Source organism: Peribacillus sp. Hz7, assembly GCF_042136355.1.
Classification (GTDB): Bacteria; Bacillota; Bacilli; order Bacillales; family DSM-1321; genus Peribacillus; species Peribacillus asahii_A.
Map to the genome: position 1 here is coordinate 575,525 of NZ_JBHHJV010000001.1, position 15,955 is coordinate 591,479.

Consider the following 15,955-nt stretch of genomic DNA (forward strand, 5'->3'; position numbering starts at 1 on the left):
CATGACTTATAATCAAATACCAAAAGCGCAAGGTCTCTACCGTCCTGAATTTGAACATGATGCATGTGGGATCGGCTTATACGCTCATTTAAAAGGACAAGCAACACATGAAATTGTGAAAAAAGGACTGAATATGCTTTGCCAATTAGATCATCGAGGTGGACAAGGAAGTGATCCACTTACAGGGGATGGAGCTGGATTAATGGTACAAATTCCAGACCATTATTTCCGACAAGTATGTCCAGAAATGAACCTGCCTGAAAAAGGACGTTATGGGGTTGGAATGCTATTTTTCTCGAACGATGAAGGTGAACAAAAAGAAATTGAAAATCAAGTGAATCAACTAATTGAACAAGAAGGACAAACAGTTCTTGGATGGAGAACGGTGCCTGTTGATCCTAAACACCTTGGAGAAGGCGGAAAAGCAACTTGTCCGACTATTCGTCAAATATTTATTGGTGCAAGCAAAGACATTGAAGAGGAATTAGCATTTGAACGTAAATTATATATCATTCGTAAACAAGCAGAACATTGGGCGGAAGAACGTGAACTACGTTTTTACTTTGCAAGTCTTTCCACTAGAACGATTGTTTATAAAGGACTACTAACACCAGAGCAAGTCGATGCGTTTTATCTAGATTTACAAGATGAGTCTTTTGTTTCAGCATTTGCTTTAGTACATTCTCGTTTTAGTACAAATACATTCCCAAGTTGGGAAAGAGCACATCCAAATCGCTACCTGATTCATAATGGAGAAATCAACACGCTTCGAGGCAATATTAACTGGATGAAAGCACGTGAGCAGCAGTTTGTGTCAGAAGTTTTTGGTGAGGATTTAGCGAAAGTACTTCCGATTTTAAATAAAGATGGAAGTGATTCTTCTATTCTAGATAACGCTTTAGAATTTTTTGTCCTAGCTGGTCGAAAACCTGCACATGCCGCTATGATGTTAATTCCAGAGCCATGGTCAGAAAATCCTCATATGCCAAAAGAAAAGAAAGCTTTTTATGAGTATCATAGCTGCCTGATGGAGCCTTGGGATGGTCCAACAGCGATTTCCTTTACAGATGGGAAACAAATTGGGGCGATTTTAGATCGAAATGGTCTGCGTCCAGCTCGTTATTATGTAACAAAAGATGATTATATTATTTTCTCTTCAGAAGTCGGTGTAATCGACGTTGAGCCTGAGAATGTATTATATAAAGAGCGTTTAAGTCCAGGAAAAATGCTATTAATTGATTTAGAAGAAGGACGCATTATTTCGGATGAAGAGATTAAAAACGAAATGGCAGCGGCTTATCCTTATCAACAATGGTTAGATGAACAACTTGTACAACTGAACAATGAAGTGGGCGAAGAAGAGCCGATGGAAGATTTGGTTGTTCGTCAAAAAGCATTCGGCTACACATATGAAGATGTTCAAAAATATTTGCTTCCTTTTATAACAGAAGGAAAAGACCCGCTGGGATCAATGGGGAACGATACGCCACTTGCTGTTTTATCAGATCGTCCGCAATCTCTGTTTAATTACTTTAAACAGTCATTTGCTCAAGTAACGAATCCTCCAATTGATTCGATTCGTGAACAAATTGTGACGTCTACTATGACATTCTTAGGTGCAGAAGGGAATTTACTTCACCCAACTGAAGAAAACTGTCATCGAGTTCAACTTAAAACGCCTATTTTAACAAATGGTCAGTTAACACAATTAAAAGAGAATGCTTATCCAGAATTTAAAAGTGTTATCATCGACACTTTGTTTTCGGAAGATTTAGAAAGTTCTTTAAACAGCATGTTCCAAAAAGCTAAACAAGCGATTGAAGAAGGAGTAAGTTTGTTAATCCTTTCTGATCGTAATACGAATAAACAAGAAGCAGCTATTCCAGCTTTACTTGCTGTGAGCGCACTGCATCAAGAGTTAATTCGTCAAGGAAATCGCAGTAAAGCGAGCATCATTATCGAAACAGGGGAAGCAAGAGAAGTTCATCATTTTGCGGCACTGATTGGTTATGGGGTCGATGCGATTGTTCCATACCTTGCTTATGCGACATATAAACAAGCTGCTTTAGATGGAAGCTTAACGGTTAGCTATGAAGAAGCAGTTGAGAAATATGTGTATGGCGTGACTGAAGGCGTTGTAAAAGTAATGTCTAAAATGGGGATTTCGACAGTACAAAGTTATCGTGGAGCTCAAATTTTTGAAGCAGTTGGAATTGGCTCTGATGTCATCGAGCGCTATTTCACTGGAACAGCTTCACAAATCGATGGAATTGGATTAGAAACGATTGCTGAAGAAGCACTGATTCGTCATAACGCAGCTTATGCTGATTCATACGATGATACGTTAGAAACTGGAAGTGACTTCCAATGGAGAAAGCATGGTGAGCATCATGCGTTTAATCCAGAAACGATTCATACGCTTCAATGGGCAAGCCGCAATAATGACTATGCATTATATAAAAAATATTCTCAAGCTGCGAATGAAGAAAGAATTGGATTCTTACGTAATCTATTCTCATTTGATTCAACGCGTCCGAAATTAGCGCTTGAAGAAGTGGAGTCTGTGGATTCAATTGTTCGCCGCTTTAAATCCGGTGCCATGTCATTTGGTTCACTAAGCCAAGAAGCACATGAAACATTAGCGATTGCGATGAATCGTTTAGGTGCAAGAAGCAACTGCGGTGAGGGCGGAGAAGATCCAAAACGTTACGCTTTAGATAAGAATGGAGACAATCGTCGAAGTGCAATTAAGCAAATTGCTTCAGGCCGTTTTGGTGTAAAAAGCCACTATTTAGTAAATGCGGATGAGCTGCAAATTAAAATGGCACAAGGTGCAAAACCAGGGGAAGGCGGACAGCTTCCAGGACAAAAAGTATATCCATGGGTAGCGGAAGTACGTGGATCGACACCAGGTGTTGGATTGATTTCTCCACCGCCGCATCACGATATTTATTCGATTGAAGATTTAGCACAATTAATTCATGATTTAAAAAATGCGAATCGTGATGCACGAATTAGCGTTAAGCTTGTATCAAAAGCAGGTGTAGGAACGATTGCAGCGGGTGTTGCAAAAGGTGCTGCAGATGTAATTGTTATTAGTGGATATGACGGTGGTACAGGAGCATCACCAAAAACAAGTATTAAGCATACAGGATTACCTTGGGAGCTTGGACTTGCAGAAGCTCATCAAACATTGATGTTAAATGGCTTACGTGACCGTGTTGTATTAGAAACGGACGGAAAGCTGATGACAGGTAAAGATGTTGTTATGGCTGCTATTCTTGGAGCAGAAGAATTTGGTTTTGCGACAGCGCCGCTTGTTGTTTTAGGCTGTGTAATGATGCGTGTATGTCATAAAGATACATGTCCTGTTGGGGTGGCAACACAAAATCCTGAGCTTCGTGCGAAATTCACAGGAAATGCAGATCATGTTGTTAACTATATGCGCTTCGTTGCAGAAGAAGTACGTGAGTTAATGGCGGAACTAGGATTTAGAACAGTAGAGGAAATGGTTGGACGTACAGATGTTTTACAAGTAAGTGAACGTGCTAAAGCACATTGGAAAGCGAAGCATCTAGACTTGTCTACTCTTTTATATCAACCGGAAGGGGTTCGTACATTCCAAACGCCTCAAAATCATAAAATTGATGAATCATTAGATATGAAAGAAATTTTGCCAGCAGTACAGCCGGCTTTAGATAATCAAATCCCAGTTGATATTACGTTGCCGATTACGAATGTAAATCGTGTTGTAGGAACAATTGTTGGTAGTGAAATTTCTAAACGCTACGGGGAAGAAGGTTTACCTGAAGAAACAATTACCCTTCGTTTTACAGGTTCAGCTGGTCAAAGCTTTGGTGCTTTTATCCCGAATGGTATGTCGCTTCATTTAACAGGTGATGTGAATGACTATCTTGGAAAAGGATTATCTGGTGGAAAGTTAATTGTTAAGGCACCAGCTGAATCTTCATTTGAAGCGTCTGACAATGTTATTGCTGGAAATGTTGCTTTAATTGGGGCAACAAGTGGTGAAGCTTATATTAATGGGCGTGCGGGTGAGCGTTTTGCTGTTCGAAACAGCGGTGTAAATGTTGTTGTTGAAGGAATTGGAGATCATGGTCTAGAGTATATGACTGGTGGACGTGTCGTGATTTTAGGAGAAGTAGGGAAAAACTTTGGAGCAGGTATGTCTGGTGGAATTGCTTACGTTCTAGCTGATGATCGTGAGGCATTTAAAGCTTTATGCAATCCAGAAATGATTGAATTTGAGTCACTTGAAACAGAGAATGATATTGGTGAAGTATGGGAAATGGTACTAAGTCATTATATTTACACAGGCAGTGCAAAAGCAGCTTATGTTCTTGAAAATTGGGAAGAGCTTGCAGAGAAGTTTGTCAAAATTATCCCGAAAGACTATAAGCGCATGATGAAAAGTATTGAAGAACAAAAGCAAGCAGGCTTAACGGATGAACAAGCGGTTATGAGTGCGTTTCAAGCGAATGCTGCACAAGAGAAAAAAGCACCTGTTAAAAAATTAGAAGCAGTTATGCAATAGGAAAGGAGAGAGGAACATGGGAAAAGCAACAGGATTTATGGAATATACTCGTCAAAAACCAGAAGAGCGAAATCCTCTCACACGGTTAAATGATTGGAAAGAATATTCAAATTGTTTTTCGGATGATATGTTAAGTCAGCAAGGAGCGCGGTGCATGGACTGCGCCACTCCTTTCTGCCATATGGGAACAGAAATCAATCGGGTGACAACAGGTTGTCCTATTCATAATTTAATTCCTGAATGGAACGACTTAGTGTATCGTGGAAGATGGAAGGAAGCGTTAGATCGTCTTCTAAAAACGAATAATTTTCCTGAATTTACAGGTCGTGTTTGTCCAGCTCCATGTGAAGGCTCTTGTACAGTTGGTATTTCAGATCCAGCGGTTACGATTAAAAGCATTGAGCGAACAATTATTGATAAAGGATTCGAAAATGGTTGGATTACCCCGCGTATTCCAACAAAACGAACAGGGAAAAAAATCGCTATTATCGGTTCAGGTCCTGCAGGGCTTGCAAGTGCTGATCAATTAAATCAAGCCGGACATACAGTAACAGTATATGAGCGTTCAGATCGCGCTGGCGGGCTATTAACATACGGTATTCCAAACATGAAGTTAGAAAAAGAAGTGGTTGAACGTAGAGTTCGTTTATTAAATCAAGAAGGTATCGACTTTATTACAAACACAGAAGTTGGAAAAGACATCACAGCTAAAGAGCTTCAAGATCAGTATGATGCCGTAATTCTTTGTACTGGTGCTCAAAAGCAGCGTGATTTAGTGATAGAAGGTAGAGAAGCAAAAGGTATTCATTTAGCAATGGATTACTTAACAACAACAACGAAGAGTTTACTAGACTCTAACTTTGCAGATGGCCAATTTATTGATACAAAAGGTCAAGATGTTATTGTAATTGGAGGAGGGGATACAGGAGCTGACTGTGTAGCTACTGCTCTCCGTCAAGAATGCCGCAGTGTGGTTCAATTTGGTAAACATCCTAAATTGCCAACAGCACGTACATCTGACAATATGTGGCCTGCTTATCCAAATGTTTTTACGCTTGAATATGCATATGAAGAGGCAGAAGCGAAGTTTGGAAATGATCCACGTGAATATTCCATTCAAACGAAGAAAATTGTTGCAGATGACAATGGAAACGTGAAAGAGCTTCATACGATTCAAATGGAAAAAGTAAAAGGCGAAAACGGTGGATATATTTTCAAGGAAATTCCGGGAACTGAAAAAGTATGGCCGACACAATTTGTTTTCATTGCTATCGGTTTTGAAGGAACAGAACAACCACTTCTTACGCAGTTTGGTGTGGAAACGACCAATCAAAAAATTGCTGCAGCTTATGGTGAGTATAGAACAAACGTTGAAGGTGTTTTTGCTGCAGGTGATGCAAGGCGAGGTCAAAGCTTAATCGTTTGGGCAATCAATGAAGGTCGTGAAGTAGCACGTGAAGTAGATCGTTATTTGATGGGAAGTTCAGTTTTACCTTAAATATAAAATTATAACAAAAAAACTCAAAGCACCTTAATTTCAAATAGCGAAATTAGGGTGCTTTTTCTATTATTTATTGTTAGCGGTGAAACTGTAAAAAAACGAAGCCACTAGCTCAAGAGGAGAGCGTGAGAAGCTTCGTTGGTAAGAAAATTTTATAGATTATTATTTTGTTGCCCAATTTCTTTTTCAGCCAAAATTAAGTTTCCTGTTTCTACTGTACGATGCTCTTTAACAGAATCTCCAGGCTCTAAATTGTTTAAATTCGCACGAATCGTTAATTCTGCTTCATTTACAACAGGCTTTTTCTTTTTCTCCATATTTGCCACTCCATTCTTTCATCGATAACTTAAGCAAGACACGTTTACTTAAGTTAGTCTTTACGATTTCAAGAACTTCATACGATAAAAAATCAATGAGCATTCAAATGCTACAAAAGAGACATGCGTGGAGAAATGAACTGAACTAGGAATATGTAGCTAACATTTCTGTTTTACGAGTGCTTTACATGTCGGACAAGTGATTTCTTGATCTTGTTTAAACCTAATTTTTCTAAGGTCGATTCTTGTGAACATGAAAAAACCATTATATTTTGCGCCGCATACACAATAGTTTTTGTCCTTCACAATGTGTCTTTCATTTGTTTCGTTAATTAATATAGTTGGATAAAACATAACTCTCTCCTTAGTTTGCTAAATTTAGGCAAATTTAAAAGGAGCCAAAAACTCTTAATCTTCAGTTTAATCAAGAATATATCTTGGCAACCCGGCTGCCATGACAACTATTTGTTGCTTTAGGCCCGTGGCTTTGCGTCTTTTACTTTCGTAAAATTTGCCCTTATAGGTATAATAACACATAAAAACAACACACAAACAAATAAATGTGACAAAAATACTAATTTTAAGAATAGGAGAAGAGAAAATGGTTAAAGCATCTAAGAGGGATACTATTCTAATTTATTATTTCTTTTCGCAGTAAATCGATTAATTTCTGTCACAATAAATAGGATTGAAAAAATAGCTAGAACAGGGAGGAATAGAGGTTGATTGCTATCGATTAGCTTAACGTCAAACGTAAGTTCCAGTAGAGTAATAATTCCTAAAAGAACAAAAAATATATAGGTTATACATTCAAAAAACTTGTACATATTCAACAGTCCTTTCGAAAGTATATACATATAAATAATTCGATAATTCTTATAATTATCCTTTATTCAATAGGGGAAGAGTAACATTATTGTACAGTTTAGTGAGAGTACACAACTAAGTTCCTATGATTATTTGCATATCGACAAAAAACGACAAACTCCTTATAGTATAGATAGGAAGCAATCGTGTTGCGATGATTGTTTTCTTTTTACTCATTTAGACGATCAATTCCCTTCAAAAGAAATTGATCGTCTTTTTTTATTGCAGATTAAAGTCTTGATTAGTGAGAGACAGGAACTAGTTTAAAACATAATTAAACCCTGCCTGTTTTTCTACATAACGGGCAGGGTTTCTATTTGACTTCTGTGTGGAGATCCGTAGTCATCACGTCCTTTTTAATTAGTAAGCTTTTTTATTGTATTCATTTAATTGTTCTGTTGTTAAATGCTTAACAAAGTGGTAAAAATTCACCGACTCCATTCCGTAGTTTTCACAAGCCATTTTATAATATTCATATGCTTCGCGATACATTTCCATTTTGTTCTCCTCCTTTGTTATATAACAATTAATATTTATTTGTTAATAATATATAACAGTTTTGAAATTCTGTCAATATTATATGTTTTCGTTTTTTATTAAAAAAATAAACAAAAGAGAAACGACAATTGCTGCCGTTTCTCTTTTGTTTATTGTACTGTTCTGGTAGCTGGTTTACTTTTGTTTCCCGCTTTATCCGTTGCTGTTGCGGTTACTGTTGTTCCGGATTTTTGCGGTGTGATTTTGATTGTATATTTCCCCGACTTATCCGCTTTCCTGCCTCCGATGATTTTCTGTTTTACCTTTAACTGAATTGTTGCATACGCTTCAGTTTTGCCTGTGACGGTTTTCGTTGTTTTTTTGATTGTACTAATCGTTGGCGTTGCAGGTGGTGTTTTATCCACTACTGTGACGGTCTTTGCAGGACTTGTTGCATTAAATTCATTCTTGAACGTTACGGTCAAGCTTGTACCAGCCTTTTGAACACCAATTTTGACTTTGAAGTTTCTGTTGGCGTTAGCTTTTGTGCTCTTAAACTTTTTATTATTTCGTTTTATCTCTACGATGGCATTAGCCGCTGCTTTACCAGAAAGATATGTGTCATTATCATCGATCGTATTGACAGAAGGTTTATCTATCTTTTTTGTAATGTAAGCAGATGAAATATACCCGGTTAATTTTTTATCTGCAGTCTGAACCGGATACCAGACAAATTGGTTTTGACTAGTTGCGGACAAATCATATTTGAAAGTACCGTTAATGATTAAGGTAGTATTTTCCTTTAGTTTTGTTTGTGAAGTCGAGAGAGTACTAGGTTTTAATCGCAAGTTAGCATTGTTCTCTGTTACAACAACTTTATCTCCCTTTTTAAAAAAGTAGGCAGAAGGGTGGGTTTCATCAGTCAGGCTGTATGCCATTGTTTTGAAATCAATATTTTTATTGCTAGTAGGGTCATATTCAAAGTCAGCTGTTTTAAAAGGGAATTTCCCTAATAGTGTAGCTCCTGAGAAACTGTCTTCTTCAATGTGATGAAATACTTTTTCTTGATAGGCATTTTGGTTTTTTGCTCCAGTAAGCTGCACAAGCGGACTGTTTACAGGTTTAATTCCATTGTAAGCCATAACAGGGAAATACCAATTTTCAATAACCTGTTTATTGGCTCCTTTTATTTTGGGAAGATCTGTACGCTTATACATACCATTCAAGATTTCAATGCCCGCTTCGATATTGTACGATATGTCATTTTGCAGCTTCTGTTGATCATATTGCGGCTGATTGGTAACTTGCATAAGACCGATTCCGTCATCATCAGAAATGATAGGTTTGCCATTCGCATCAAATTGTTTCCATCCTCCATTTTCTTGTGTAGTGACAGCTTTTACAACTTCAGGGGGAATATCAGCTTTTAGAGCTGCGTTCGTCAGCAAACAATTGACATGTTGAAAAGAAGGATTTTGATTTGGGTGGATTGCCCCATATGCTTCACATTTAGACGCTAACGTAGATTCCGCAGAAGCTTCGTCATAAAATAAGCCGAGCGTTAAACAAGTAAGTACTCCTGCTTTTAATAAATATCGTTTCATTATTCTTCGATTCTCCAATCTACTTAATCTTCATTACTCATAAACTATATTCTACCATAATAGGATATTATTTTTATATGAAATAGTATGTATAAGGATTAAAGTATAAAATTCGCAAAGAGATATAAAATCAGCATACTAATGATAATGGTCACATTTGTGAGCGTACCAATAAAACGTGTGGTGCTATATTTAAACTCAAGGGCAAATGGTAAAATGGATGCTCCAATAGGTAATAGAAGACCGATTAGCATAGTATATTTAAACATTTCATTGAATGGAAGCAGAAAATAGAGAATAAGCCCAAAAAGCAGACCTGTACCATACCGGAAAAGTAGGAATTTTATCATAGGTTTGATGTACAGCTTTTCAAACTTGAAATTTAAATAAAGTCCTAGCAATAAGAAAGACAAAGGCATATTCGCTTTAGATAGAATAGTAGCAAAATCAATGACTGCAGACGGTAAATGCAGGTGGCAGTAGTTTAAAATACTAACGATGAAATAAGTCATTAGTGGAATCGATGTACCAAACTTTTTAAGGATGATCCTTGGCTTAAGCGTTAGCCCCTCTTTTGAATAATAACTTGCGATAATGTAAACGATTCCGAACAGGATGAATGCATTTCCAGCATCGAACATCCCAAAATAGGCTAATCCTTCTGCTCCCCAAATGGTTTGAACAAGTGGAAAGGCAAAAATTCCAACATTATAGCCAGGAGCAAGCATCAATAGAGTCCCTTTTAGTTCCTTTGCCTCTTTTCTGAAGACAAGCCAGGCGAGACAAAGTGAGATTATTCCATAAATTAATACAATGACTGTTAGTAGCAGCAAGGAAGGTTCAATCTTCACCGTATCAAAAGTAACAATAATGAGAGCAGGGAGAGTGATGTTAAAAATAATCCTGCCCATTGCTTCTCCATCTTTCTCTTTTAAAAGATTTAATCGCTTGAAAACATAGCCAACCATGATTAATAGCAGTAAAAATAGAAATTCCTGATTCATACAGTATGACACCTCTAATTATAGAAAAATAGTATACAATTAAAAATACTACTATATCGAGAATAAACCAATCCATATTGTAACTATTTTCTAAAATTAAGGGTAAAAAGAAACTTCTAATAACCAATTAGACTGTATTAAATAGGCATTAAGAAATTCCGTATCTGATACTATGGTACATCAAGAATTATTATAGTGATTGTTAGGTGAATTCCCCAGATTTAATGAATAATTGAGGCACAATGAGTAGTAATTTAGTTAAGAAAGACTGTTTAGGGGGAATGAAAGTGCAGAGATACAGACGAAGGAATACAACAGCTTTTACAGTATTGGCTTATTTCACTTTTTTTGCAGGGGTCTTTTTATTCAGTATCGGCCTTTATAATGAAGACAGTTTGCAGTTGAATGAAAAAGGATATTATATTGCTGTGATGATACTAGTGGCAGTAGGTGCAATCTTGACACAAAAAGTAACGAGGGATAATGCTGAAGATAATGAGATAATGGCAGAACAGGAAAGAAGGCAGAATCAATCGATGAAGTTAGACGACTAGTGATATAAATGGAGGAATATAAAAGCAAAAATGAAATACCGCGGTCACAGTGATCTGCGGTATTTCATTTTATTGAAAATCATAGAACAGCGATGTCCTAGATAATAGACTGGTTGAAGCTTTGAGCTTGTCAACTCGCGCCGATTTGACGATTGATATCATGAAGGATATGTTCTAAGGAAGTAACGACTCCTTTATCATCTTTATACATAATATGTTTTGGTTGAAAATGAACAGGTGAATCTAAACCAGCAGCTGCTGAAATACGGAATAGTCCTTTTCTTAACGTAACGAGAAAATTAACTACACGATACTTTTTCTCATCAATAACAAGAGCTTTTTGCAAATCCGGATCAGTCGTTGCTACTCCAACGGGACAGGCATTGGATTGACATTTTAATGTTTGAATACAGCCAACGGAAATCATAAAACCGCGAGCAATGTTTACTAAGTCTGCTCCCATCGCTAAAGCAATAGCGATTCGGTCAGGAGTAAATAGCTTACCGGAGGCGATAATTTTTACACGATCACGTACGCCGTGTTTTTCGAGAGTAGATACAAGGATAGGGAGGGCAGATTTAATCGGCAGTCCTACGCTATCAATTAGTTCTTGATAAGAAGCGCCTGTCCCGCCTTCACCACCATCAATTGTAATAAAATCAGGTCCTTTACCGGTTTCCTTCATATATTTAGCTAGTTCTTCTACGCTATCATTTCCGCCGACAACAATCTTTATGCCAACGGGCTTTCCTGTATGTTCCCGGATTTTTTCGACGAAATCCAATAGGGCAGCTACATTTCCGAATTGAGGAAAGCGATTTGGGCTATCAACTGATTTGTACGGCTCCACTTTACGAATCTCAGCGATTTCTGGCGTTACTTTTTCAGCATCGATATGCCCGCCGCGTGTTTTAGCACCCTGTGCTAGTTTAATTTCAAATGCTTTTACTTGTGGAATCTCACTTTTTCTTTTTAATTCATCCCAATCCATGTTTCCATCTTTATCACGTACACCAAACATAGCGGGACCAATCTGCATGATGATATCCACGTCACCTTTTAAATGGTAGGGCGAGAGTCCGCCTTCTCCTGTATTCATCCATGCCCCTTTTGCTAGTCCTAAACCTTCTGATAAGGCAGTAATTGCATGATGTCCTAATGAACCATAACTCATTGCGGACATACCGATGAGCCCCTTTAAAATAAATGGGTGTCTTGTACTTGGTCCAATGACGATTGCGTCATCATCGTGCAATAAATAAGCAGATGACTCCTCATCTTCCCATTTTTCTTCCCTTTGTGAAAGAAGCGGGTCTTTTAATAAAATATATCGTTTCGTTAAAACTCGTGTTTTTTTATCCATTTTTATTTCTTCTGCTAATTTAGGAAACATATCATTTCGAACAAAAAAACCTTCTTCGTCAAAATCACGCTTTGAACCAAACCCAATGACATCGCGATTATATTTGGCGCTTTTGACAATATGTTCGTAGTCATCTCGTGAAAATGGTCTGCCTTCAGTATCACTGTTAAACCAATATTGTCGCATTTCTGGGCCAATTTTCTCAAAAAAATAGCGGACCCGGCCAAGTACAGGATAATTCCTTAAAATAGCGTGTCGTTTTTGGTTGCGGTCAAATAAGATTAGATAAATTAGAAAAATAACAAGCACTATAAAAATAAGTGCAATTAATGCAAATCCGATGATAATGAGCTGGCTTGCGAGATTCATCATATTTTTCCTCCTAAGCTGGCTAAATCTATTTGGTGTTAATGTACTCCAAGATGAGTGTAATTATTCAGTGGGGAGCTCTTTAAAGAACCAATTATTTTTAATGAGTTTTTTTATGCGTAATTAAAAAAGATTGTTGAACTCTCATATTTTAGCTACATAATTTTTTAGTTAAATAGCCACCATAGAAGGAGATATTTCGAATTTATAATGGAGGAATGGTCTTGAAAGCTTCGGATTTATTTGTACGCTGTTTAGAAAATGAAGGGGTTCAATATATTTTTGGCATTCCTGGAGAGGAAAATACGGATCTTGTTGATTCTCTTATTGGCTCTGAAATTGAATTTATTTTAGTCCATCACGAACAAGCAGCAGCGTTTATGGCTGATGTATATGGTCGTTTGACGGGAAAACCGGGTGTCTGTTTGGCTACACTTGGGCCGGGTGCAACCAATTTATTAACAGGAGTAGGCAATGCTTATTTAGATTACTCACCTGTTGTCGCGATTACAGGTCAGGCAGGTCTTGAACGTATTCATAAGCAATCTCATCAATATGTGGATATTATTGGTGTTTTTGAAGAAACAACGAAATGGAGCCAACAAATTCACGTGCCGCACACAATACCAGAAATTATTCGTAAAGCGTTTAAAACAGCCCTTCTTGATAAACCAGGCGCCGTTCATATTGAGCTCCCAGAAGATGTGGCGATGATGGATACAGAAGGAGAACCAATTCCTGTTACACCACTACCTATCTCCCGTCCAGCTGAGGAAGAAATCAAAAAGGCAGCAGAATTGATTAACCGTGCTAAAAGACCGATTATTTTAGCTGGAAATGGGGTCATTCGTGATGGAGCAACAGACGCATTACGCCAGTTTGCCGAAGCGAAAAATATTCCGGTAGTTAATACGTTTATGGCAAAGGGTGTGCTGCCTTCCGAGCATCCATTGACTCTATATACAGTTGGCATGCAAGCAAGGGATTATGTGCTTTGTGGCTTTGATCTTGCTGATATCATTATCACGATAGGCTATGACATTGTCGAATATTTGCCGAAATATTGGAATGATGAAGCGATGAATCCGATTGTTCATATTGATAGTTTGCCTGCTGAAGTCGATGCGTATTATCCAGTCCAAGCCGAATTAGTCGGTGATGTTAAAGAAACGATTCAAGCTTTAAACAGCTATGTTGAAGAAAAAGAACTTTGGTCAAGGGTAACACAGCTAAAGAATCAGTTGGTTGAGAAACTGCATGAGTCTGATGAGGTATCCGGCAGTCCTATTATTCCACAAAGAATTCTTGCTGACTTAAAAAAGGCGGAAAAAGGAGAAGCGATTGTGATTTCGGATGTGGGTGCTCATAAACTATGGATTGCTCGTATGTATCAGCCTGAAAAGCCGAATCATGTCATTATTTCAAATGGATTTGCCTCAATGGGGATTGCTGTTCCCGGCGCCATTGCTGCAAAACTAGCACAGCCGGATAAACCGGTCATTGCGATTACCGGTGATGGCGGCTTTCTGATGAATGGTGTTGAACTTGCCACAGCGAAACGTTTAGGTCTTGCGATTGTCATTATTATTTTTCATGACTCTAAATTTGGTTTAATTGAGTGGAAACAACTGAATAAATTTAACCGATCCAATGCTATTCAATTCGAAGATCCGAATTTTATCGAGTTTGCTGAAAGTTTTGGTGCGAAAGGAATTAAGGTGAAACATTCGGATGAATTGCTTCCTGCATTAGAAGAGGCTATTCAGAGTCAAGATATTGTTCTAATCGATGTGGATGTCGATTATTCCGAAAATGTTAAGTTATCCCAAACACTTGGCGATTATATTTGTAAATTATAAGAATGAGGTGTGACGAAAAATGAGGCAAAAATGGCAATTATGGATTGGTGGAAAATGGCGGGAGGCGAAAACTTATGAGCCTTTATATAATCCACATACGAATGAATTATTAACTGAAATTGGACAGGCTGAACCTGCGGATGCTGTAGAAGCGGTTGTCGAAGCGCATACTGCTTTTCAGAAATTCCGGGCTTATCCAGCACATCGCCGTGCCAAGATTTTAGCAAGAGCGGCCACGATTATGGAAGAACGTATTGAAGAATATGCCAAAATCATTTCTTTAGAATCGGCCAAAACGATTCGCAATGCCCGTGAGGAAATTAATCGTACCGTTCAAACGTATCGTTTTGCAGCAGAAGCGGCTAAAAGTAATTATGGAACACAAATTCCAATGGATGCTGCAGAAGGCGGGGAGAAGCGGTTTGGTTTTACGACTCGGACGCCAATTGGTGTGGTGACGGCGATTACTCCGTTTAATTTTCCGTTCAATCTCGTAGCACACAAAGTGGGACCCGCTATTGCGGCCGGAAATTCAATTGTGTTAAAACCGGCTGAGCAAACCCCGATTAGTTCACTCGTCCTTGCTGAGATTTTTAAAGAAGCAGGTCTTCCGGAAGGGGTATTGAATGTTATTCCTGGGAAAGGCGATGTTTTGAGTGAAGCATTAACGACTCATCCACATGTGAAAAAAGTGACGTTTACAGGCAGTGTAGAGGTGGGGCACCTGATTCAGCAGCAAGCAGGTTTTCGTAAATTGACACTTGAACTCGGCTCCAATTCCCCTTTTATTATTGATGAAGGGGTAAACATTGATAAAGTCATTGAACGGAGTGTATTAGGTGCTTTTTCTAATAATGGACAAGTGTGTATTTCCATTCAACGAATTTATGTTCATCAATCGCTTTATCAACAATTTTTAGAGCGGTTTGTTAGCCGGACGAAGCAACTTGTTGTCGGTTCACCGCTTGATGAGGATACGAATATTACGGCGGTCATTTCGAAAAAATCATTGGACCGTCTGCAAAGTTGGTTACATGAGGCTGTACAAGAAGGGGCTACAATTGAATGCGGCGGGAATGTAGAAGGAAATGTATTATATCCAACTGTATTAACGAATGTAAACCGAGACTCTAAAGTGTTCCGTTTTGAAGTATTTGGCCCTATTGTTTGTGTTTTTCCATTTGCTACGTTAGATGAGGCGATTAAGGATGCGAATGATTCCCGCTACGGATTAAACTCAGGAGTGATGACGCCAAGTATTGAACGGGCATTTTATGCAGCGGAACGGCTTGAAACGGGTGGAGTTGTTATCAATGATATTCCAACCTATCGAATTGATAATATGCCTTATGGCGGCTGGAAGGATAGTGGCGTTGGTAGAGAAGGGGTTAAATATGCAATGGAGGAAATGATGGAGCAGAAATTTATCAGCTTTAAAATTGGTGATGAATGAATGTAGTAGCTCGTAATGTGTACTTGAAAAGG

The 15,955-nt window shown here is 38.1% G+C and carries 10 protein-coding genes and 1 riboswitch; of the genes, 5 read left to right on the forward strand and 5 right to left on the reverse strand.

The window, feature by feature from the left end:
* Position 1 precedes the first annotated feature (1 nt).
* Together gltB and gltD are read left to right on the forward strand one after the other, a co-directional pair.
* A complete protein-coding gene (gene gltB / locus ACE199_RS02745) occupies positions 2-4,555 on the forward strand; it encodes a glutamate synthase large subunit (protein ID WP_375348465.1) in 4,554 nt (1,517 codons plus the stop codon).
* 16 nt (positions 4,556-4,571) lie between these two features.
* Positions 4,572-6,053 (forward strand): glutamate synthase small subunit, encoded by a 1,482-nt coding sequence (gene gltD / locus ACE199_RS02750; protein ID WP_375348466.1) that lies wholly within the window; start codon positions 4,572-4,574, stop codon positions 6,051-6,053.
* 155 nt (positions 6,054-6,208) lie between these two features.
* Here gltD and ACE199_RS02755 read toward each other — a convergent pair whose 3' ends face one another.
* From ACE199_RS02755 to ACE199_RS02770, 4 genes are all read right to left on the reverse strand, one after another.
* Complete coding sequence (locus ACE199_RS02755) at positions 6,209-6,373, reverse strand: hypothetical protein (RefSeq protein ID WP_164853104.1); 165 nt, start codon at positions 6,371-6,373, stop codon at positions 6,209-6,211.
* A gap of 436 nt (positions 6,374-6,809) precedes the next feature.
* Positions 6,810-6,899: riboswitch (cyclic di-GMP riboswitch) on the reverse strand.
* A 701-nt stretch (positions 6,900-7,600) separates the two neighbouring features.
* Complete coding sequence (locus ACE199_RS02760; RefSeq protein ID WP_375348467.1) at positions 7,601-7,738, reverse strand: hypothetical protein; 138 nt, start codon at positions 7,736-7,738, stop codon at positions 7,601-7,603.
* 149 nt (positions 7,739-7,887) lie between these two features.
* Positions 7,888-9,321: an Ig-like domain-containing protein gene (locus ACE199_RS02765; protein WP_375348468.1), complete on the reverse strand. Its 1,434-nt coding sequence runs from the start codon at positions 9,319-9,321 to the stop codon at positions 7,888-7,890.
* A gap of 98 nt (positions 9,322-9,419) precedes the next feature.
* On the reverse strand, positions 9,420-10,325 hold the full coding sequence (locus ACE199_RS02770; protein ID WP_375348469.1) for an AEC family transporter: 906 nt from the start codon (positions 10,323-10,325) through the stop codon (positions 9,420-9,422).
* Between the two features lie 287 nt (positions 10,326-10,612).
* On the opposite strand from ACE199_RS02770, the gene ACE199_RS02775 reads away from it, so the two are divergent.
* The gene (locus tag ACE199_RS02775) at positions 10,613-10,879 is read left to right on the forward strand and encodes a YiaA/YiaB family inner membrane protein (protein ID WP_119116400.1); all 267 of its coding nucleotides are present in this window, start codon (positions 10,613-10,615) and stop codon (positions 10,877-10,879) included.
* Between the two features lie 130 nt (positions 10,880-11,009).
* On the opposite strand, the gene ACE199_RS02780 is transcribed toward ACE199_RS02775, so the two are convergent.
* Positions 11,010-12,611: an FMN-binding glutamate synthase family protein gene (locus ACE199_RS02780; RefSeq protein ID WP_375348613.1), complete on the reverse strand. Its 1,602-nt coding sequence runs from the start codon at positions 12,609-12,611 to the stop codon at positions 11,010-11,012.
* Positions 12,612-12,835: 224 nt separating this feature from the next.
* On the opposite strand from ACE199_RS02780, the gene ACE199_RS02785 reads away from it, so the two are divergent.
* Positions 12,836-14,470 carry an acetolactate synthase large subunit gene (locus tag ACE199_RS02785; RefSeq protein ID WP_483878197.1) on the forward strand — a complete coding sequence of 545 codons (1,635 nt, stop codon included), beginning with the start codon at positions 12,836-12,838 and terminating at the stop codon, positions 14,468-14,470.
* 19 nt (positions 14,471-14,489) lie between these two features.
* Positions 14,490-15,923, forward strand: coding sequence for an aldehyde dehydrogenase family protein (locus tag ACE199_RS02790; RefSeq protein WP_375348471.1), 1,434 nt, complete (start codon positions 14,490-14,492; stop codon positions 15,921-15,923).
* Positions 15,924-15,955: the final 32 nt, after the last annotated feature.